The organism is Candidatus Aquiluna sp. IMCC13023, from assembly GCF_000257665.1.
In the GTDB taxonomy this organism is placed as follows: domain Bacteria; phylum Actinomycetota; class Actinomycetes; order Actinomycetales; family Microbacteriaceae; genus Aquiluna.
In genome coordinates this window covers 20399-40883 of sequence record NZ_AJKR01000004.1, presented here as the reverse complement: position 1 = coordinate 40883, position 20485 = coordinate 20399, and the positions used below count along the sequence as shown (strand labels likewise).

Here is a 20485-nt window from a genome sequence, read left to right as displayed (position 1 = left end):
TGGGAGCGATGGTTATTAGAAATCGACTGACTCCGGCAGTTGCCGATGTTCGTCGAGCCGTGCGGGACAGTCTTGAGGCGCTAAATCTTGAACCAGACTCGAGAGTTTTAGTGGCCTGTTCAGGTGGTCCAGATTCCATGGCTTTGGCCGCAGCGCTAATTTTCGAAGGCCCAAAACTTGGCCTTCGAGTAACGGCAGTAGTGGTTGATCATGGTTTGCAAAAAGCCTCGAGCGAGGTCGCGCAGTCGACCGCCGCAAAACTGGAAGAACTCGGTGCTGATCCAGTAGTCATCGAAACTATTACCGTGGCCGAAACCGGCAATGGCCCGGAAGCGGCTGCCAGAACTGCCAGATATGAAGCTCTAGAGCGTGCTCGAAAGCTAGTCAGTGCCGAGGTCATATTCCTGGGCCACAACCTTGAAGATCAAGCCGAGACGGTTTTGCTGGGACTCACGCGCGGCTCGGGCTTGCGCTCAATTGCGGGTATGCAAGATTTTGATAAAAACAAAAAACTAGCTAGGCCTTTGCTTGGCATCAAGCGTGATGTGCTTTTGCAGGCCTGTCTTGACCAAGATATCGAAGCCTGGCAGGACCCTCACAACAAAGACCCTAAGTTCACCCGAGTGCGTATTCGACAGCTACTTGACACAATGGAAGCCGAGCTTGGTCCTGGGTTCGCGAGCGCTATTGCCAGAACTGCCGAACTTGCCAGTGAGTCAGATGATGTTCTGCTTTCCATGGCTCGAGAGCTTGTTGCAGAGGCAACCGTGTCAAGTTCGAGTAACGAAACTAAGTTATCGATTGCAAGCCTTTCAGGAGTGCTGCCGGGGCTTCGCCGAAGGGCGCTGTTTGAAACGGTAATTGCTGCCGGTGCAAAGACTGTTTCTCGATCCCAAGTGATCGGAATCGATGAACTTATTACTAATTGGCACGGACAAAACAAGCTGGTTCTTTCTGGCATTACAGTAGAGCGAGTAAGCCAAGAGCTTGTCTTTAAAAGCGTCTAACCATCTATCAAACGGGAGCCGTGCATTGCACCTAAATCACCCAGACATTACGACGGTGCTAGTCACTGCAGACCAAATTGCCGAGAAGGTTTTAGAGCTTGCTGGACAGATTGATTCTTATTACCAAGGGAAAGATCCGCTGTTAGTCGGCGTTCTAAAAGGTGCTGTGCCATTCGTGGCAGATCTTTCAAGAGCAATGCAGCTTTCCACCTCTCAAGACTGGATGGCAGTTTCTTCCTACGGTTCCGGAACAACTTCTTCAGGGGTAGTAAGAATCCTCAAGGATCTTGACACTGACGTCACCGACCGACACGTGTTGATCGTGGAGGACATCATCGATTCTGGTCTGACTCTTTCTTGGCTAACCACCAACCTTGCCAACCGTGGCGCAGCCTCGGTTGAGGTAGTCACTTTGCTTCGCAAGCCAGATGCAGCAAAGGTTCAGATAAATGTCAGGTGGGTGGGGTTTGATATCCCCAATGAGTTCGTAGTTGGTTACGGACTCGACTACAACGAGCGTTACCGATCATTAGACGGAGTTGGCGTGCTGTCACCTGCGGTCTACTCTTAAACGAATGGCATCGAATAAAGACATGGCAACTAAAAAAGACACCGCACCCAAAAAAGACCTGACCGAAAAAGAAATAGCTATAAAAGACGAAGCTTCTTCGAAGGACCTGGCCTCTAAAGACAAGAGCAAAGCAAAGACCCCAATGACTTTTAAGAAGTTTTTGCGTGGCCCATGGCTTTGGATAGCGCTCGCGCTGTCGGTTCTTCTGATCGGCACAAGCCTTATTGGGGCCCAGCAGTTCACAAAGGTTGACACTCAAGTTGGCCTGGAGATGATTAAATCCGGTGACGCTGAAAAGGTCACCATTTTTGATGGCGACCAGCGAGTCGACGTAGAGCTTAGAAACCCGGATGCCGAGTACGGCCAGAGCGTTCAGTTCTACTTTGTGTCAGGTCGAGCTGTAACTGTTGCTGAAATTGTGGCGGACTCTCAAATTTCAGAGGGCTGGACAGACGAAGTACCTTCTACCCCCTGGTATCTAGCAATCCTGGGCTCGTTGCTGCCGTTCATAATTATTGGAGCACTTTTTTGGTTCTTGATGAGCTCCATGTCTGGCGGTGGCCGCGGGGTTATGCAATTTGGTAAATCCAAAGCGAAGATGGTCACAAAGGAGACCTCAAACGTCACCTTCGATGATGTTGCGGGGATCGAAGAGGCAATCGAAGAGCTCACAGAGCTAAAAGATTTCCTTAAGAACCCGAAGAAGTTTTTGGACATGGGCGCAAAGATTCCTCGAGGCGTGCTGCTTTACGGCCCTCCGGGAACCGGAAAGACCCTGATCGCCAAGGCAGTTGCGGGCGAAGCCGGCGTTCCTTTTTTCTCGATTTCAGGTTCTGACTTCGTAGAGATGTTCGTGGGAGTCGGAGCTTCTCGAGTTAGAGATCTCTTCGAGCAGGCCAAGCAGGCTGCCCCCGCAATTATTTTCATCGATGAGATCGACGCCGTTGGACGTCACCGCGGAACTGGAATTGGCGGTGGTAACGATGAGCGTGAGCAGACTCTAAATCAGTTGCTGGTTGAGATGGATGGCTTTGACACCAGCGCTAGCGTTATTTTGATCGCTGCAACGAACCGACCGGATGTTTTGGATCCAGCCCTGTTGCGCCCGGGCAGATTCGACCGCCAAGTTGGCGTGACTGCTCCTGACCTAAAGGGTCGCGCAAAGATTCTGAAGGTCCACTCAAAGTCGAAGCCAATTGCCGAAGGCGTGGACTTGAGTCTTATTGCAAGGCGCACACCTGGGTTCACCGGTGCTGATCTTGCAAACGTGCTGAACGAATCTGCACTCCTGGCCGCGAGACTCAACCGCACCGAGATAACCGACGAGATTATCGATGAGGCAATTGACCGCGTCATCGGCGGACCGCAGAAGAAGTCCTCGATCATGAAAGATCAAGAGCGTCTGGTAACTGCATATCACGAGGCCGGTCACGCACTTGTTGCCGGTGCGGGAAACTATTCGGACCCGGTTACAAAGGTCACTATTTTGCCAAGAGGGCGAGCACTTGGATACACCATGGTTATGCCGATGGAAGATCGTTATTCAATTAGCCGCAACCAGCTTCTGGATCAGATTGCCTACGCAATGGGAGGCCGTATCGCAGAAGAAGTTGTGTTCAAGGATCCGACTACCGGAGCCTCTAACGACTTTGAGAAGGCAACGAGCATTGCCCGCCAGATGGTTACCAAGTACGGCATGAGTCAAAAGATTGGTGCCATCTCTCTTGGCAGCGGAAACAACGAGCCGTTTTTGGGCCGCGAACTGGCGACCCACGCGAACTACTCAAACGAGATGGCTCAGCAGGTGGACGCGGAAGTACGTGCAATTCTGGATCGCGCCCAAGATGAGGCCTATAAAGCCATAACGACGAACAGAGCTGTTCTGGACAAGCTGGCTAAATCATTGCTTGAGCAGGAGACCCTAAATCAAGACGAGATAGCAAAGATCTTCAAGGCCGTGAAGAAGGTTCCGGCAAGAACCGCATGGCGATCCTCAACCAAGCGCACCGGAACCAACAAGGGCCCGATTGCAGTTCCCAAGCGCAAGGTTGTTCAGCTAGAAGCTCTTGAGGACAAAACAGAACCGGCAGTCAAAAATGCAGACTGATCGCATCAAGGCGGCAGTAGTCGAACTTCTCGAGGCAATCGGCGAAGATCCCAACCGGCCTGCTTTGAAAAACACTCCCACCAAAGTTGCTGAGGCATACACTTCTTTTTTTCGCGGCATTGGGGTTAATCCTCAAAGCGTAATCGGCGACATGTTTGAAGCAGTCAATGCCGAGGCGGTAATCCTCAAGGACATCGAGCTGGTGTCGATCTGTGAGCATCACCTACTTCCATTTACCGGAGTCGCTCACATTGCCTATTTGCCGAACAAAAAGCTGGCGGGTCTTGGAAGACTTGCGAGTGTGATTGAGGTTCTGGCGGCAAGGCCCCAACTGCAAGAGAACCTAACCGCCGAGGTGGCGGATGCCCTTGAAGAGGCGCTAGACGCCAAAGGTGTTTTAGTTGTTATTGAAGCCAGGCATCAGTGCGTTGCATCCAGGGGTGCTCGCCAACCAGATGTAAATACCGTGACCTTGGCATCAAGGGGCCTATACACAGAACCCAGCTATCGCGCTGAGGTTCTGGGGCTAATAAATAAAAAATCATGACGGGCTGGACTAGGCCGCTACTAATGGGTGTGCTGAATGTAACCCCCGACTCTTTTAGTGACGGCGGGCAATTCTTAGAACCTGCGAGGGCTCTGGCGCAGGCGAGTATGTTGAGCGTTCAGGGGGCGCAAATTATTGATGTCGGTGGAGAGTCGACAAGGCCGGGAGCAGTGAGGGTGACTCCGGCCGAAGAGCAGGCGAGGATTCTTCCGGTTATTGAGGCGATCAAGAGTGATTTGAGCATCACCATCTCGGTCGACACAATGAACGCTGCGACTGCAAGAAAAGCTGTGAAAGCTGGCGCAAACATCGTCAATGACATCTCTGGCGGACTTTCGGACCCTCAGATGTTTGCTGCCATTCAGGACCTAGATTGCAAGTATGTGCTCGGTCACTGGCGCGGTCACGCCGACAAAATGGAATCCATGGCTCAGTACTCTGATGTCGCACGCGAGGTTGTTGCGGAGCTGGCCGAGCAGGTCGCTATGGCGGTGGCTGCCGGGATCTCAAGAAGTCGAATTGTCGTTGATCCGGGCCTAGGTTTTGCAAAAGACATTTACCAAAACTGGGACCTAGTGAATCGACTAGATGAGCTTGAGCAACTGGGGCTACCGGTCTTGGTTGGGGCTTCCAGAAAACGATTTTTGGCTCACGCGTTGAGCGCCCAAGATCCGGCTTCAGTGTCTATGCCGAGACGAGATGTTGCAACTGCGGTCTTGACAGCTTTGTTGCTTCAGCGAAAACTATGGGGTGTGAGGGTTCACGACGTTCAAAGCACCAGCGATGCAATTGCCATCGTTTCTTCCTTGAAGAATCATCAGGAGACCAAGTGATTTATAAAATCAGAATCGACGGCCTATCGGTTTTCGGCTATCACGGTGTCCAGCAGCATGAAAAGGACTTCGGTCAAGAGTTTCTGATTGATATTCACCTGGATGTTGATTCTGGTTTGGAGGATTCTATTGATTCCACCGTTTCGTATGCTGCTATCGCTGATTTGGTAACTGAGTTATCAGCAAGAACGCGATTTGATCTAATTGAGTCATTGTCGAGGGCTCTGGTTAGTGCGTGTTTGAAATATGATCCGCGGGTTCTTCGTTCAACAGTCACTGTTCACAAACCAAACGCCCCACTCAGCCAAAAATTTCAAGATGTGTCAGTAACCCTGGCTGGATCAAGAGATGAAAACTAGGGCCGTCATAGCTCTGGGAGCAAACCTGGGCGATAAAGAAAAAACTATCTCTAAGGCTCAAAAACAAATCGGTAAACTTCGCGGCGTTGAACTAGTTGCGAACTCCAAAAAATACCGCTCCCAGGCCCTCACTGAGCAGGGTGTCGATCCAAATGAGCCGGAGTATATAAACGCCGTGACAATCATCGACACTTCTCTTTCTCCCAAGAAGTTACTGTCGAGGCTCAACGAAATCGAGAATAAATTCGGCAGGATTCGTTCGACCAAATGGGCAGCCCGCACTCTTGATCTAGACATCATCATATTTGGGACCAGCGTCGTTGAGACAAAGTCGTTGGTCATTCCTCACCCTAGAGCGCAAGAGAGAGCGTTCGTTTTGATTCCCTGGTTGGAAGTAGATCCAGAGGCCGCGCTGACTGGACTCGGCCCAGTCAAGGAGTTGGCAGAGGGCATGGATTCGATGGTCTGGGTAATCCAGTGAACGGATCGATGGGCAAATCAGTTGCTGGATTTTCAGTTGTCGGTCTAGTCCTGGGTCTTGTCGCGGCCCAGCTCTCAGCCGGGTTTGGCTATGTTTTTCCTGCAAGCCCAATCAGCCTGCCAATTAGCTTGCTGTTGCTGGCTCTTGCAAATTACATATTCAGTTTTCCGATTTACCGATATCGCAAACGGCTTGGAAGTTACAAAGAAGGAATACGGCCGGAGAGGCCAAATCCCTTTTATGCCGTTCGGGTTTTGATTCTGGCAAGAGCGTCGGTTTTGGCTGGCGCGTTGTTCGCCGGCTGGCACGTCGGCCTGATTATCTGGCTCTTAAGTTTTAGCGTTGCTCCAGAGAATTTGATGCTAACTAGCTCGTTCGGGTTGATTGGAGCCGTAGCGTTAACAGTCGGAGGATTGGTTTCGCAGTGGAACTGCAAAACGCCTCCGAGTTCTGATTCCGATTGAAACTGGAAGGCTAGCTAGATGAAGATTGGTGTTGTCGGGGATGACCCAGCCGGCCCGGTACTCGCCAAAGCTTGGGCTGCAGCCGGGCATGAGCTAATCGGGGTATTCGTTGAAAGCCCGGAGGCCATTGATCGAATCGAAGCACTGATTCCCGATGTGCCGATTGCCAATATGGCCGCGGTTGTTGAGGATGCTGATTTAGTTTTGCTTGCAATCCCCTCGAGTGACTTGGAAATAACTTGCGCAGGTCTGGCCGACCTTGGATTGTTCGGACCAAAGAAAATAGTGGTCCACCTCTCGCCATTGGTTGGGTATTCGGTGTTAGCGGATGCTGCCAGATTTGGGGCAATACCAATCGCCATGCATCCGGTCATGCACTTCACCGGCACATCGATGGACCTAACGGTTCTAAAAAACACTTCTATTGCTGTGAGCGCGCCAGAGCCGCTGACACCTATCGCCGAGGCCTTGGCCATCGAGTTAGGTGCTGAACCAATGGTGATAACCGAGGATCAAAGAGCCGCCTACGCGGAGGCTTTTGAGGTTGCGAGTAGCTTCTCGTCTTTGGTTGTTAGACAAGCTCTTAGCATTTTGGAAGACGCAGGAATCCAAAACCCCGCCAGACTAATATCGCCGGTAGTTAGAAGTGCTGTCGAGACTGCGCTGTCGCAGCCGGTTAGCAAGATTGACCCGAAGGATGCGCTCTGATGCAACTAGCCCAAAAGATTGTGGAATTGGAACAAGCTTTAGCGATCGCCGATACCGACGGGAAACGCGTCGGGTTTATCCCGACAATGGGAGCACTTCACAAAGGACATTTGTCCTTGGTGAAAAAAGCTCAAGACCAAGGTTTGTTTATTGTGGTTTCGGTTTTCGTGAATCCAAGACAATTTGGTGAGGGCGACGATCTGGAAAATTATCCTCGAACCCTCGGCGTTGATGCTCGGGTGCTAAGTGATGCTGGGGTTGATGTTTTGTTTGCCCCAAGTAGTCACGAGGTTTATCCGGCTACCGGCGTCAAGGAAATATTCGCTGGTGAGCTCGGGGCTCTGTTTGAGGGAACGGTTAGGCCGGGCCACTTTGACGGCATGCTGACAGTCGTCAATCGCTTGTTCAATCTAGTTCAACCTGATGTTGCGTTCTTCGGATCCAAGGATGCGCAGCAGTTGATGCTGGTCACCCAAATGGTTAGGCAGCAGGTTGCCAACGGGGATCGCGAACCAATAAAAGTAGTTGCTTGCGAAACAGTGCGTGACGAAGAGGGCCTAGCTCTGTCAAGCAGGAATCAGCGAATCCCCAAGGACCTAATTCCGGCCGCAAGGACACTTCATATGGCCTTGATTGCGGGCTCAAAAAAGAAAACAAAAGCTGATTGCATCGAAGCTGCAACGGCGCAGCTTGATCCAATTATTAGACTTGACTATCTAGAACTAGTTGACCCGGATACTTTTGCGGTCACCGATGGCGTCGCAGGCGCCAGAATGGTGATTGCCGGATGGGTCGGAGAAGTTCGTCTAATCGATAATTTATTAGTAGGTGGTGTCTAAAGTGGGCGAAGAGTACGAGGAGATAGACCTCCCCGAGCAAATTGCAGTGCGGATGGACAAGCGTGAGCGGCTAAATGCACTGGGTTCCGCTTACCCGGTAACGCTGCCAATCACCCACACCATTGAGGCGACCAAGGCCAAGTATCCAAATCTTGAACAGGACATCGCCACCGGTGACCAGGTCGGGCTAGCCGGAAGAATCATGTTTCTTCGAAACACCGGCAAACTTTGCTTCGCCACTTTGCAGTCTGGCTCTGGGGAGCGAATCCAGGCAATGATCAGTCTTGATAAGGCCGGTCAAGAGCAGCTTGACAGCTGGAAAGAACTTGTCGATTTGGGCGACCATGTGTTTGTCGAGGGTGAAGTCATTACTTCAAAGCGAGGCGAGCTAAGCGTCTTGGCCACCAAGTGGTTGATGGCAGCAAAGACCCTCAGGCCATTGCCTAACCTCCACAACGAACTGGGCGAAGAGTTTCGAGTTCGACACCGTTACATCGATTTGATTGTCCGTGACCGGGCTCGCGAGGTGGTGAAGATTCGCGCTGGAGTGATGCAGTCGATTCGAAACACGTTTGCCAAGCAGGCCTTTATTGAGGTTGAGACACCGATGTTGCAGGTTATGCACGGCGGCGCATCCGCCAGGCCGTTCAAGACCCACTCGAATGCCTTTGACACTGACTTGTATCTTCGAATTGCACCGGAACTGTTCTTGAAGCGCGCTGTTGTCGGCGGTTTGGAAAGAGTCTTCGAAATAAACCGAAATTTCAGAAACGAAGGTGCGGACAGAACCCACTCACCCGAGTTTGCAATGCTCGAGGCCTATGAGGCATACGGCGATTACCACACCATGATGGATCTGACTCAAGCCCTAATCCAAAACGCGGCATCCGATGTTCTTGGAACTCAAGTGGTCCAGCTCGAGGACGGCACAGTGAACGACCTCAGCGGGACCTGGCCAAGGGTTTCAATGTATGAATCCTTGTCAGAGGCCTGCGGTGTGACAGTCACACCTGAGACTTCGGTTGCGGATTTGAAGAAGCTGGCGGACACCGTTGGCATTGAAATCGACCACCCGCTTCACGGCAAGTACGTTGAAGAGCTTTGGGAGCATTTCGTGAAGCCGGGGCTAACCGGTCCTGCGTTTGTAATTGATTTTCCGGTGGACACTTCTCCTCTGACCAGAGACCATCGGAGTAAAGCTGGCGTTGTTGAAAAATGGGATCTCTACATCATGGGCTACGAGCAAGCCACTGGTTATTCCGAGTTGGTGGACCCCATTGTCCAGCGAGAGCGTTTCGTGGCTCAAATGCAATTGGCGGCCACCGGGGACCCGGAGGCCATGAAGCTGGATGAAGAGTTTTTGAAGGCTTTGGAGTTTGGCATGCCACCGTCCGGTGGCTTGGGGCTTGGTATCGATCGACTCTTAATGTCGCTCACCGGCCTAGGTATTCGGGAAACCATCTTGTTCCCGTTGGTGAAGTAGGTGGAGATGACTGCTTGGGAGACCTTGCTAGATGTATTGATTTCGTTGATTCCACCGGCAGCAGTCGGAGTGATATTTTGGATCATGATGCGCTCCATTTTGCGCGCCGATAAGGGCGAGCGAGATGTCTACGCGAAGATCGAAGCAGAAGAGCGGGCTAAACGCGCTAACGCCTTGGGCGAACAGCGCTAGTTTTGTGGCAGGCACCCCCGTAGCATTTTGATTACGGATTTTGAAAGGTGCTAACTTGTTCGAGAAATTTACAGACAAGGCTCGCAGAGTCGTTGTGCTTGCTCAAGAAGAGGCGAAGCTTCTAAACCACAACTACATCGGAACTGAGCACATCTTGCTCGGTCTGATTCACGAGGGCGAGGGCGTTGCCGCGAAGGCGCTTGAGGCGCTCGGCATTAACCTCGAGCAGGTTAGAGAACAGGTCCAGGACATTATCGGTCAGGGCCAGCAATCGCCATCCGGTCACATTCCGTTTACCCCGAGGGCAAAGAAAGTTCTTGAGCTAAGCCTTCGAGAGGCACTTCAGCTAGGACACAGCTACATCGGAACCGAGCACCTACTTCTTGGCCTAATTCGCGAGGGTGAGGGAGTTGCTGCTCAGGTGCTAACCAAGCTTGGAGCCGACACAAACAAGGTTCGTCAGCAGGTTATTCAGTTGCTATCTGGTTACCAGGGCAAGGAAAGCGTTTCAGTTGGTGGAGAAGCTCAACCTCAGGCCAAGGGTTCTACGATTCTTGACCAGTACGGCAGGAACCTCACGCACGCTGCCGCAGAAGGAAAGCTTGACCCAGTAGTAGGTCGTGAAAAAGAGACCGAACGAGTAATGCAGATTCTTTCTCGCCGAACCAAGAACAACCCAATTTTGATCGGCGAGCCAGGAGTCGGAAAGACTGCTGTCGTCGAAGGACTGGCTATTGCAATCGTTGCCGGAAACGTGCCGGAAACTCTTCGTGGCAAGCAGCTTTACACGCTCGACATGGGAAGCCTCATCGCAGGGTCCCGTTACCGTGGTGACTTTGAAGAGCGACTAAAGAAGGTCACCAAGGAAATCCGCACTCGCGGGGACATCATCACTTTTATCGATGAAATCCACACCCTCGTTGGTGCTGGAGCTGCCGAGGGTGCTATCGATGCCGCGTCGATCTTGAAGCCGATGCTTGCAAGAGGCGAGCTTCAGACCATTGGGGCGACAACCTTAGATGAATATCGCAAGCACTTTGAAAAAGACGCTGCGTTGGCCAGAAGGTTCCAGTCCATTCAGGTCGCCGAGCCATCCCCGGCACTTGCAATCAGCATTCTTAAGGGACTGCGCGATCGCTACGAGGCTCACCACAAGGTATCGATAACCGACGGTGCAATTGTTGCCGCAGTCTCAATGTCCGATCGCTACGTGACCGACAGGTTCCTGCCGGACAAGGCTATTGACTTGATCGATGAGGCCGGTGCCAGGTTGAGACTCAGCTTCCTTTCAGCCCCTCCAGAGCTCAAGGCGATGGAAGAAAAAGTGGCTGTCGTGCGCCAGGCCAAAGAGCAGGCGATTGCTGATCAAGACTTCGAAGCCGCAGCTACCAAACGCGATGAGGAGAAAAAGCTCACCGCCGAGAAGGTTCGCATGGAGAAGGAATTCCGCGATGGCAGCTTAGACACCCCAGGTGTTGTTGACGAAGCACTTATCGCCGAAGTCATTGCCCAGGCAACTGGCATTCCACTATTCAAGCTGGGTGAGGACGAAGGCGCCAAGCTGATATACATGGAGGACGGTCTCCACAAGCGAGTCATTGGCCAGGAGCAGGCAATCGCCGCGCTTTCAAAGACTATTCGCCGCCAGCGTGCAGGGTTGAAAGATCCAAAGCGCCCATCTGGCTCGTTTATCTTTGCGGGACCGACCGGTGTTGGAAAGACTGAGTTGGCCAAGGCTCTTGCGGAGTTCTTGTTTGAGGACGAGGACGCACTAATCGCGCTTGACATGAGCGAGTACAGCGAGAAGCACACTGTTTCTAGGCTATTTGGAGCCCCTCCGGGCTTCGTTGGCTACGAAGAGGGCGGTCAGCTGACCGAGAAGATTCGTCGTAAGCCATTCTCAGTTGTGTTGTTCGATGAGATCGAAAAGGCCCACCCGGATATCTTCAACTCGCTGTTGCAGATTCTCGAAGAGGGTCGCTTGACCGATGGCCAAGGACGAGTTGTGGACTTCAAAAACACAATCATCATCATGACCACAAACTTGGGTACCAGGGAAATCACCGGCAGCACGCTTGGTTTCTCTCTTGAGGGCGACAGTCAGAATGACTACACCCAAATGAAGGGCAAGGTGAACGAGGAGCTGAAGAAGAATTTCAAGCCCGAGTTCCTGAACCGAGTTGATGACGTAATCGTCTTCCCACAGCTATCTCGTGAGGAGCTATTGCAGATCGTTGACCTGTTTATTTCGAGGCTTCAGCTTCGTTTGGACGACCGCGATTTGATGTTGACTTTGACCTCATCGGCCAAGGATCGGCTAATCGAGCTTGGCTACGACCCGACCATGGGTGCCAGGCCACTTCGAAGGGCTGTTCAGCGTGAAATTGAAGATGCAATTTCCGAGCGTATCCTCACCGGCTACATCGGAACCTCTCAAGATATCTTGGTTGATTACCTAGAGGGTGAGTTCAGTTTCGTTGCAAACTCCCGAGAGACTGAGACCGTAGCTAAGGCATGACCCAGGTCCAAAAGTACGAGGTGGTGAAGTCCTATAAGGACTTTGAAGTGCGCGATTACGCGCCCTTCATCACCGTCTCTACGCACGAATCTGGAAACATGCTTTCCGCCGGTAATCAGGCCTTTAGAGAGCTTGCAAATTTCATTTTTGGGGGCAATCAAGAGTCAAGGCAAATCCCAATGACCACTCCGGTCACCGAAGTCCCCGTGGATGATGGATTTGAAGTTTCTTTTGTGATGCCTCATGACATGGCGATGAGAGACATGCCTACACCTTCTGGAGCAAACCTCAAGATTGCCGAGCATCCGGCGGTAAAAATGGCAGCCATAAGGTTCTCTGGCACGGTGGGTAATAACTCATTTCCAAATAACGAAAAAAAACTGAAAGACCTGCTCTTGGCTCAAGGAATTGAGTTTGATCCAACGCCGATCTATGCGCGCTACAACGCACCAACAACTCCGTTTTTTCTGAGGCGAAACGAAGTCTTGCTTTCTCTCAAGGCTTGAGTAGTTCATAATTACCTAATGTTCCAAATCCGATCAGCTAAAACCACCGATGTCCCAGCCATAAGCAAAATAGCTTCGCCCTTAGTGGATAAGCGCGTGCTGCTTGGCAAGGAAATGGTCGAGACCTACGAGGCAATTCAAGAATTTGTGGTTGCCGAGCAAGATTCCAAGCTTTTGGGATTCGGTGCGCTGCACGTGATGTGGCAAGACTTGGCCGAGGTCAGGACTTTAGCGGTCGATGAGCAAGCCAAACGCCGCGGTATCGGCAAGGCAATGCTGCTAGAACTTGAGGCCAGGGCAAAGGCTCTTGGCGTCACAAGGGTATTTTGCCTGACGTTTGAAAAAGAATTTTTCGCAGCAAATGGCTATCAGGTGATATCCGATGTCCCAGTGGACCCAGCGACCTATGCAGAGCTGGTTCGTTCTCACGATAACGGCGTCGCCGAATTTTTGGATCTTGCACGAGTTAAGCAAAACACGCTGGGAAACTCGCGCATGCTCAAGCACCTCTAGCTAGATTTATTCCATGGCCCAACTAGACCCCGTGATAATTAGACGACGAAGAGTCGCAGCCTTGGGCATTCTGGCGGTTTTAGTGATCGCAATTTGGTCAGTGTCCCAGCTTGTAATTGGGCAAGGCCAGGCCCAGGTTGACGCCGCGCCCGAGGAAACCGAAGTCGCTGTCTCGGCTGAAATCACAGATTGTGCGCCTGGCGTGGTTTCCTTGTCAGCAATGATCGGAACCTTCGATCAGACAACCCAAGTCAGCGAGACTATAAATAATTTTTCATCTGATGCGATTCCGTATCTTTGGTACGAAGTAACCAACACTGGCTTGGTGGACTGCCGGTTTAATGTTGGATCAAGAGTGACTTTCTTCACCATCACATCGGGCGAGCAAACCTATTATTCGTCAAGGGACTGCGATCGCTCCGACAGTAAAGATCTGACGGTTTTGCTTCAGGCCAACGTGCCGCTGAAGGCTGAGCCATCCGCCTGGGATCGGGTTTATTCGTCTTCTGAAGGCTGTAGTGCAGCCCAGGGCATGAAGTCAGTTCCTGGCGGCGGTGCTACCTACAAGCTAAAAGCTGAGCTAAACGGAGTCATCTCCGAGGATGTTCGCTTTATCCTCAACTAGATACCTGTTGCGACTGGTCCGATTGGGCCAGTGCTTGAGTGAGGGCTTTTTTTAGCTGCCCACTTGTCGAATCGATAATTATCTTGTGACCCAGTCGACTGGCCTCATTGGTTCGCTGCGAGAGATTAGCAACCCCGCGAACCTCTCCTGATAGCGATATTTCACCGAAGGCCGCGACTTTGGTTGAAACAGGTTTATCGCTCACTGCAGAGGCAATGGCAATGGCGATTGCCAAATCGGCGGCGGGCTCAATGATCCTCATGCCGCCAACCGTTGAGACATAAACATCCTTGTCGCTAAGCGAGATTCCCGCTCTTCGCTCCAGCACAGCAAGTAGCATTGCCACCCGGGAGCTGTCCACGCCGTTTGTGACACGTCTTGGTTGCGGGGAGCTACTCTTCACAACAAGTGCCTGAATCTCCGCCCTCAGTGGGCGCCTGCCCTCGACCGCCACCGTTATGCAGGTTCCAGAAACCGGTGTGCTGCCGCTGGAAACAAACAGCGCACTCGGGTCAATAACCTCCGCGATGCCCTCGCCGGTCATTTCGAAACAGCCAACCTCATCGGTGGGGCCAAACCTATTTTTCAAGGTTCTAACGAACCGAAGCGCTGTTTGTCGGTCACCCTCGAAGTGACAAACAACATCAACCAGGTGCTCCAGCGTTCTAGGTCCGGCAATGGAGCCGTCTTTCGTGACGTGGCCGACCAAGATAACCGGGGTAGATTTTTGCTTGGCTAGCCGAATTAGGTTGGACGCAACCTCTCGGACTTGCGCTGGCATTCCGGCGGCGCCATCAATGTCATCAGAGCTGATGGTCTGAACCGAGTCCACGACCATCAATTCAGGCTTTACCTGTTCGAACTGTCCAAGGACATAACCTAAATCAGTCTCAGCTGCCAGGTAAAGATTCTCGCTTAGGGCATTGGTTCGTTGAGCACGCAGTCTTACTTGGCTGGCGGATTCCTCTGCGGAAACATAGAGAACCCTTTTACCGCTCTTTGCGAGCCTCGATGCAACCTCTAGCAACAACGTGCTTTTACCGACTCCTGGTTCACCGGAGAGCAGTATTGCGGCGCCGGCCACAAGGCCACCACCTAAAACTCGATCAAATTCAGAAACCATGGTTTTTTGATAGCCATCGGTTACTACGGCCACTTCGGTTATTGGCCTGGCCTCATGCCCGACTGAGATTCTGGCGGCCTTTGCCTTGGTGGTTTGTGCGGCCTCAGCGATCGTTCCCCAGGCTTGGCACTGACCGCACTGACCCGACCACTTTAGAGTCGTCCAACCGCAATCGGAGCATCGATAATCAATTTTTGTCTTGGCCACAAGAACAAACTACCGTGGGTCACCCCCAGCTAGATAACCTAAGTGAACAAGCCTTAAAATTTGGGGTTCAAACAGTTAGGTACTAGATGCGCAAACACTCGCAAGAACTGTGGCTGGTGCTGATGGTTTCCCTTGGTGCAAGCGCGATCTATTCGGTTCTTAGTCTTGCTAGAAAGCTAACTAGCACCCAAGGCCTAGCTGGCTCAGTAACAACCATCAACCAACCGCTGGCAAAAACCCCTTGGCTAGATTTAGTGAGCCAGCTTGCCTCGATCTCACTGGCATTGGTACCAGTGCTGCTGGCGCTTTATTTTTTGCGGATGGACAAGATAAAAATCGGTCTAATGCCTGTGAAAAGGGACTGGATCATCGGAATCTCGCTGCCTTTAATTATTGGTATTCCCGGCATCGCTCTTTACGTGGTCGCTCTGAATCTTGGTCTAACCTCCAGGATTGTGCCGAGCTCACTGGGGGATTACTGGTGGACGCCGGTGGTGCTGGTCCTCGCTGCACTGCGATCAGGTCTCCAGGAAGAAATCATTGCGGTTGCATTTTTTGCGAAAAAACTAAAAATTATCAGACCGGAAATAACGATCATTTCGGTGGTAGTTCTCTCCAGTTTGTTTAGGGCCAGCTATCACCTGTATCAGGGCTTTTCGGCTTTCCTTGGCAACTTTGTAATGGGCTTGGTCTTTGGTTACTTGTTCATGAGAACTGGCAGGGTGGCTCCGCTGGTGATTGCCCACACCATTATGAACACCGCAGTTTTCATCGGGTTCCCGCTGGTAGCTGGCTTTCTCTAGTCCTCGTAAGCTTTGAAGATGGAAAAACTAAGAGTGTGCTTTTTAGGAACCGGATCGATGGGCTCGGCCGTCCTAACCGGTTTGATTGCCAGCGGTCACCCGCTAGAGCTAATTTCCGCAACCACCAAATCGATACTCTCTGCCGATGCTTTGCGTGCCAGGGGAATAAGCGCGATGGCCATCGAGGAAGCAGCTGACGCTAATGCCTTGCTCGCCGGCGATGCCGATTTAATCGTTTTGGGTGTTAAGCCCTATCAAATCAAAGACGTTCTGGCCGAAATAAAAGATGAAATTGCCCCGAATGCGGTGGTCATTTCTATGGCTGCAGGAATCAAGCTTGCTTCAATGAAAGAGGTCTTGCCGGCAAACCCCAATCTCGTTCGCACCATGCCCAACACCCCGGCTCTTGTGGGCATGGGTGTTACTGGAGTGGCAGCTGCGACCAGTGCATCAGCCGATGCAGTGTCGGCAACCATGGAGCTATTTGACTCGGTTGGCGCGGCCCTCGAGATTACTGAAGAGCAGATCGATGCCCTAAGTGCAATTTCCGGCTCCGGCCCGGCCTGGGTTTTTTACATCATGGAGCAGTGGGAGCAGATTGCTCAAAACCACGGCTTTAGCAAGGAACAGGCAGCAGTTATGGTTCGCGGCACCTTGGCCGGATCCATCGACCTACTGGCTCAAAGCGACGAAGAGCTTGCCACACTGCGCTCAAAGGTCACAAGCCCCGGGGGCACAACTGAGCGAATCATCGACACTTTGGAAAAAGCCGACTTACAGTCAATATTTGAAGCCAGCCTTCAAGCGGCACTTCAAAGGGCTAAAGAAATTGGCGCCAGCTAGCTCTAAGCTGTAGTTATGGCAGATATTTTTGAAGCAGTTGCAGACCCTACCCGTCGCAAGCTCCTGGAAAGCTTGCTGAATTCCAATGTTGGTGGCTCCGGTGAACTGACGGTTTCACAGCTTGTTGAAATCACTGGACTTGGACAACCTACGGTTTCTAAGCACTTGAAGACTCTTCGAGAGGTTGGCCTAGTTGCCGCGCGCGAAGAGGGACAAAAGCGTTTTTACTCGGTCACGCCTGAACCACTTGAAGAAATCGAAGATTGGATGATCGACTTCCTATCGCTTGATTTTGAAAGTGAAGAAGAGATGGTCGATGATCTAGCCCACAGTCTTGCCGGTGCCGGAGAGCAGCTTGGCCACTGGCTAACCGAGCGTTCAAGTTGGCTAACTGGCGAGCTAAAGTCCAGGGCCTCTGAGGTCGATATCGATTTCAATGCAGCAGAGATGGGCCGCAGGCTTGGCCGCAAGCTCGCCGATGCCAGGTCGGAAGCCGAGAAGTCGGTGAAGGATTTCGAGCGCATTGCCAAGCAGAAAGTTGAAGAAGTAATCGACGATGTGAAATCAGAGGCTCAACACTTGGCCGAAGAGGTTCGCAACCGAACTTCGAAGAAGTGACCTCATGACAAAAGGTGCTAACGACGATCTAAGAGACTTCGCCCGGCAACAGCTAAAGAAAAAGCAAGTGTTCAAAACTTATCTTTCCGTCTATGTGGGGGTCACCGGGCTGGTCATCATAATTTGGTCTTTGACTTCTCCAGGAAGTTATTTTTGGCCGATCTGGGTTATTTTTGGCATGGGAATTGGAGCAGTTGCGACTGGTCTAGATGCCTATGGGAACAGCTGGTTGAAGCCGATTACCGAAGCAGATGTTGATGCAGAGGTTGAGCGTCTTGGCCGTAGAGGCTAGACTACTAAGGTTGACCATTCGGGCAATCACAAGTTTTATGAGGTTTTAATGGGTTCAGTTATAAAGAAGCGCCGCAAGCGTATGTCGAAGAAGAAGCACCGTAAGCTTCTGCGCAAGACTCGACACCAGCGTCGCAATAAGAAGTAAGTATTAGTAACGAACCCGCCTTCGGGCGGGTTTTGTTTTAACGTCTTTTCAGGTCTCGTTTTTTGAATCTAAGAATGTCCCAGTTCGCTGCCTCGGCATATCTCGTGAGTGCCTTATCGGGGTTCACAGCCACCGCATTTTTCACAAGCGTCAGAAGTGGAAGGTCATTTACCGAGTCCGAGTAAGCCCAAGATTTACTGAGGCTAATACCTCGCTCAACAGCGAGCTTCTTGGCTGCCTTGCGTTTTGCCTGACCATGAAGGGCTTCACCGATAAGTTCACCGGTTAGAACTCCGTTGTTTCTTCCAACCACAGTTCCAAGCGCTCCGGTGGCACCCAAATCCTTGGCTATTAGTTCTGCCAGTTCGACCGGTGCGGCAGTTATCAACCAGACTTCGTGCCCCTGGGCAAGGTGCTCTTTGACTGCGGCAACTGTTTTCGGCCACAGCCTTGGCTTTATTTCGGATTCGTACACGGTCTGCATAAGCGGTTCAAGCGAGCTGACGGAGTAACCTTTGGTGACTGAGAGTGCGCGTTCCTTGAACCCAGCTAAGGTGTTATTTTTCTCTCCTCGACGAATAAACATCATCTGCTCAAAGGCGAATCTCCAGATGTCTCGACGCTTTATGGTGCCATCGCGAAAGGCAATTTTGCCAAATAATATGGTGGCTGCGCCTCGGACCAAGGTGTTATCGACATCAAAGAATGCCGCAACCTTTTTCTCGTTATTCGTCTTATTTACAGCCACCGCCACAGTCTATTGGTACAGGTTTCTAGAATAGGGTGGAGAAATGAAAGCGACCTTGGGAATTACCTTGATAGGCAGGCAAGGCTGCCATCTATGCGAGGAGGCACAAAACATCCTCGCTGGAGTAATCGCCCGCTTCGCAGCAGAGAACCCACTAATTGAATACGTAATTGACGATGTCGATGTCGATTCTGATTTGGAGCTGAGGGACAAGTACTCGGACGAGGTTCCAGTGCTTCTGATCAATGGTCAACAGGTTGCTTTTTTGAAATTTGACGCAGATCGAATTTACTCAAGGCTCGGTGACTTTGCAAAAAACTAGAGAAGCTTTTCCGGATTTTCTTCGAGGATTTGCACTGCTTGGAATCGTCGTAGTCAACGCTCCATTTATTGGAATCAACACAGTCCTTGGTTTGAGTGCAGCCGATGTTTCGCAAGTTCAAAACTTTGTCCCAGCCTTTTTGATTAATGCCCTAGCGCTTGGAAAGTTTTACTTGCTGTTTTCGTTCTTGTTTGGATACAGCGCCGGCTTTGTGCTGAAGGACAGCAAGGTCAATCTGAAAAGGTGGGTGGCCAGGGCATTGTTTCTGATTGTCCTTGGAACGCTGCATGCCACGTTGTTGTTTCACGGTGACATCTTGTTTGGTTACGGAGTTTTAGCGCTCGTGTTAACACTGTTCTACTTCCGAAGTGACCGAGCGCTAAAAATCTGGGCTCGGATTCTCTACCTTGGCACCGCCGGATTATTCTCGATCTTCGCGCTGCTGCTGTGGTTTGCAGAAAAGTACCTGGGTGAAGATGTTGGCGAAACCGTGACTGAATCCCGATTGGACTCCTCGCTTGCTTCGGGCTCCTTCTTTGACAACGCAAGTGCGCGCTTCGAGCTCTGGTCTACTGGGCTTGGCGAGTCGTTTTTGCTGCAGGGCCTGATGGCACTTGCTGCATTCCTGGTCGGCGTGCTGGCATCGCGCCGGAAGCTGCTCGCATCCGGAGCTAAGCCTGAGGCGATGAAAAAGCTGGCGCTTTATGGCTTGGGGCTGGGTTTGCCGATCCAGTTGACAGGTTCTTGGTTCCTGTTGCAAAACCAACTGTCTGACCACTTCAGTATCGGGGTCGACCTAGGACTGTTCGTGTTGCTGTTTTTCTCAGCCCCACTCTTGAGCGCCGGCTACCTAGGGGGACTATGGCTGGTTCTTCAGAAGACCAGAAAAGGCGCTGGCTTGATTTCCGCAGCTGGTCGCCACTCACTCAGCGTCTACATCAGCCAGTCGCTAATTCTTTCCTTTGTCTTTTCAAGCTGGGGGCTCGGGGCCTTCGGTGAGCTGGAGTTGTGGTTGGTCACCCTGATTGCCATTGCGGCCTGGTTGGTTCCAGCACTGCTTGCGCTCTGGAACTCTCACTATCGAGTATCTGGGCCGCTTGAATGGGTTTTGAAAAAGACCACAGAGCCATTTAGGGCAAAAGCATGAACTTAGAACAGCTCGGGCTATTCGGGGTATTTCTTGCTGGAGCCATTCCCTGGTTAGAAGCAATCGGTGTTGTTCCGGCCGGAATACTAATTGGACTGGATCCTGCTCTGACGGTCTTGTTTGCGGTTACCGGAAACGCGATAACAATCTTTTTGTTTGCCTTTGGGGCCGGCAAGCTGCGCAGCTGGATGCGGCAAAGACGCTCGGCTAAGGGCAAGACCGAAGAGTCACCCAGAATCATTAAGGCCCAACGTTCCTTTGACCGCTGGGGTATTTATGGGCTGGCAATCCTTGGGCCCTTGTTCATTGGTACTCAGTTCGCGGCTCTTGTTGCAGTGGCTGGGGGGGTCAAGCCGCTAAAAGCATCGATTGCAATAACTGCTGCGACAATTTTGTGGGCAGCACTAATCGCCCTTGCCTTTGTGGTGGCAGGCTTCGATGGAATTCCAGGTTTTGAATCCGAATAACTAGCGGGTTTTTGC

26 protein-coding genes are annotated in these 20485 nt (G+C 51.7%); 24 read left to right on the top strand and 2 right to left on the bottom strand.

Features of this window, described 5'->3' with window-relative positions; all coding sequences use genetic code 11:
* The first annotated feature begins 8 nt into the window (after positions 1-8).
* From tilS to IMCC13023_RS06480, 16 genes are all read left to right on the top strand, one after another.
* The gene (tilS, locus tag IMCC13023_RS06555) at positions 9-1007 is read left to right on the top strand and encodes a tRNA lysidine(34) synthetase TilS (protein ID WP_007542578.1); all 999 of its coding nucleotides are present in this window, start codon (positions 9-11) and stop codon (positions 1005-1007) included.
* A gap of 25 nt (positions 1008-1032) precedes the next feature.
* On the top strand, positions 1033-1578 hold the full coding sequence (gene hpt / locus IMCC13023_RS06550; RefSeq protein ID WP_007542576.1) for a hypoxanthine phosphoribosyltransferase: 546 nt from the start codon (positions 1033-1035) through the stop codon (positions 1576-1578).
* Positions 1579-1720: 142 nt separating this feature from the next.
* Positions 1721-3685 (top strand): ATP-dependent zinc metalloprotease FtsH, encoded by a 1965-nt coding sequence (ftsH, locus tag IMCC13023_RS06545; RefSeq protein WP_040325573.1) that lies wholly within the window; start codon positions 1721-1723, stop codon positions 3683-3685.
* Positions 3675-4232 (top strand): GTP cyclohydrolase I, encoded by a 558-nt coding sequence (folE, locus tag IMCC13023_RS06540; protein WP_007542573.1) that lies wholly within the window; start codon positions 3675-3677, stop codon positions 4230-4232. The genes ftsH and folE overlap by 11 nt, the downstream gene beginning before the upstream one ends.
* Positions 4229-5065 (top strand): dihydropteroate synthase, encoded by an 837-nt coding sequence (folP, locus tag IMCC13023_RS06535; protein ID WP_040325536.1) that lies wholly within the window; start codon positions 4229-4231, stop codon positions 5063-5065. Before folE ends, folP begins: the two co-directional genes overlap by 4 nt.
* Positions 5062-5424, top strand: a complete 363-nt coding sequence (gene folB, locus IMCC13023_RS06530; protein ID WP_007542568.1) for a dihydroneopterin aldolase — start codon at positions 5062-5064, stop codon at positions 5422-5424. Before folP ends, folB begins: the two co-directional genes overlap by 4 nt.
* A complete protein-coding gene (gene folK, locus IMCC13023_RS06525) occupies positions 5414-5905 on the top strand; it encodes a 2-amino-4-hydroxy-6-hydroxymethyldihydropteridine diphosphokinase (protein ID WP_007542566.1) in 492 nt (163 codons plus the stop codon). Before folB ends, folK begins: the two co-directional genes overlap by 11 nt.
* The gene (locus IMCC13023_RS07110) at positions 5902-6369 is read left to right on the top strand and encodes a DUF3180 domain-containing protein (protein WP_050816780.1); all 468 of its coding nucleotides are present in this window, start codon (positions 5902-5904) and stop codon (positions 6367-6369) included. Before folK ends, IMCC13023_RS07110 begins: the two co-directional genes overlap by 4 nt.
* A gap of 18 nt (positions 6370-6387) precedes the next feature.
* Entirely contained in the window at positions 6388-7077 is a 690-nt protein-coding gene (locus tag IMCC13023_RS06515; protein ID WP_007542562.1) for a DUF2520 domain-containing protein, read from the top strand.
* Positions 7077-7916, top strand: a complete 840-nt coding sequence (panC, locus tag IMCC13023_RS06510; protein WP_007542560.1) for a pantoate--beta-alanine ligase — start codon at positions 7077-7079, stop codon at positions 7914-7916. The genes IMCC13023_RS06515 and panC overlap by 1 nt, the downstream gene beginning before the upstream one ends.
* Position 7917: 1 nt before the next feature.
* Complete coding sequence (gene lysS / locus IMCC13023_RS06505) at positions 7918-9399, top strand: lysine--tRNA ligase (RefSeq protein ID WP_007542558.1); 1482 nt, start codon at positions 7918-7920, stop codon at positions 9397-9399.
* A gap of 6 nt (positions 9400-9405) precedes the next feature.
* Positions 9406-9591, top strand: a complete 186-nt coding sequence (locus IMCC13023_RS06500; RefSeq protein WP_040325565.1) for a hypothetical protein — start codon at positions 9406-9408, stop codon at positions 9589-9591.
* Between the two features lie 55 nt (positions 9592-9646).
* The gene (locus IMCC13023_RS06495) at positions 9647-12109 is read left to right on the top strand and encodes an ATP-dependent Clp protease ATP-binding subunit (protein ID WP_040325532.1); all 2463 of its coding nucleotides are present in this window, start codon (positions 9647-9649) and stop codon (positions 12107-12109) included.
* Complete coding sequence (locus IMCC13023_RS06490; protein ID WP_007542550.1) at positions 12106-12615, top strand: SOUL family heme-binding protein; 510 nt, start codon at positions 12106-12108, stop codon at positions 12613-12615. Before IMCC13023_RS06495 ends, IMCC13023_RS06490 begins: the two co-directional genes overlap by 4 nt.
* 18 nt (positions 12616-12633) lie before the next feature.
* The gene (locus IMCC13023_RS06485; RefSeq protein ID WP_040325530.1) at positions 12634-13128 is read left to right on the top strand and encodes an amino-acid N-acetyltransferase; all 495 of its coding nucleotides are present in this window, start codon (positions 12634-12636) and stop codon (positions 13126-13128) included.
* 13 nt (positions 13129-13141) lie between these two features.
* Positions 13142-13753 (top strand): hypothetical protein, encoded by a 612-nt coding sequence (locus tag IMCC13023_RS06480; protein WP_007542547.1) that lies wholly within the window; start codon positions 13142-13144, stop codon positions 13751-13753.
* Here the strand turns inward: IMCC13023_RS06480 and radA are convergent.
* Positions 13746-15083: a DNA repair protein RadA gene (gene radA, locus IMCC13023_RS06475; RefSeq protein WP_007542545.1), complete on the bottom strand. Its 1338-nt coding sequence runs from the start codon at positions 15081-15083 to the stop codon at positions 13746-13748. The genes IMCC13023_RS06480 and radA overlap by 8 nt on opposite strands.
* Before the next feature lie 86 nt (positions 15084-15169).
* On the opposite strand from radA, the gene IMCC13023_RS06470 reads away from it, so the two are divergent.
* Genes IMCC13023_RS06470 through IMCC13023_RS07245 form a run of 5 tightly spaced genes read left to right on the top strand, consistent with a single transcriptional unit; the run spans position 15170 to position 17786 of the window.
* Positions 15170-15886 carry a CPBP family intramembrane glutamic endopeptidase gene (locus IMCC13023_RS06470; RefSeq protein WP_007542543.1) on the top strand — a complete coding sequence of 239 codons (717 nt, stop codon included), beginning with the start codon at positions 15170-15172 and terminating at the stop codon, positions 15884-15886.
* Positions 15887-15904: 18 nt separating this feature from the next.
* On the top strand, positions 15905-16729 hold the full coding sequence (gene proC, locus IMCC13023_RS06465) for a pyrroline-5-carboxylate reductase (RefSeq protein ID WP_007542541.1): 825 nt from the start codon (positions 15905-15907) through the stop codon (positions 16727-16729).
* 15 nt (positions 16730-16744) lie between these two features.
* The gene (locus IMCC13023_RS07105) at positions 16745-17347 is read left to right on the top strand and encodes an ArsR/SmtB family transcription factor (RefSeq protein WP_007542538.1); all 603 of its coding nucleotides are present in this window, start codon (positions 16745-16747) and stop codon (positions 17345-17347) included.
* 4 nt (positions 17348-17351) lie between these two features.
* Entirely contained in the window at positions 17352-17639 is a 288-nt protein-coding gene (locus IMCC13023_RS06455; RefSeq protein WP_007542537.1) for a 2TM domain-containing protein, read from the top strand.
* 48 nt (positions 17640-17687) lie between these two features.
* Positions 17688-17786 carry a 30S ribosomal protein bS22 gene (locus tag IMCC13023_RS07245; protein WP_005504750.1) on the top strand — a complete coding sequence of 33 codons (99 nt, stop codon included), beginning with the start codon at positions 17688-17690 and terminating at the stop codon, positions 17784-17786.
* 37 nt (positions 17787-17823) lie between these two features.
* On the opposite strand, the gene IMCC13023_RS06450 is transcribed toward IMCC13023_RS07245, so the two are convergent.
* Positions 17824-18534 (bottom strand): HAD family hydrolase, encoded by a 711-nt coding sequence (locus tag IMCC13023_RS06450; RefSeq protein WP_157775981.1) that lies wholly within the window; start codon positions 18532-18534, stop codon positions 17824-17826.
* 43 nt (positions 18535-18577) lie between these two features.
* On the opposite strand from IMCC13023_RS06450, the gene IMCC13023_RS06445 reads away from it, so the two are divergent.
* From IMCC13023_RS06445 to IMCC13023_RS06435, 3 genes are read left to right on the top strand one after another with little or no spacing between them, the layout of a single operon-like run.
* Positions 18578-18856, top strand: coding sequence for a glutaredoxin family protein (locus IMCC13023_RS06445; protein WP_007542534.1), 279 nt, complete (start codon positions 18578-18580; stop codon positions 18854-18856).
* Positions 18837-20003: a DUF418 domain-containing protein gene (locus IMCC13023_RS06440; protein WP_157775980.1), complete on the top strand. Its 1167-nt coding sequence runs from the start codon at positions 18837-18839 to the stop codon at positions 20001-20003. Before IMCC13023_RS06445 ends, IMCC13023_RS06440 begins: the two co-directional genes overlap by 20 nt.
* Positions 20000-20470, top strand: coding sequence for a small multi-drug export protein (locus IMCC13023_RS06435; protein WP_007542529.1), 471 nt, complete (start codon positions 20000-20002; stop codon positions 20468-20470). The genes IMCC13023_RS06440 and IMCC13023_RS06435 overlap by 4 nt, the downstream gene beginning before the upstream one ends.
* Positions 20471-20485: the final 15 nt, after the last annotated feature.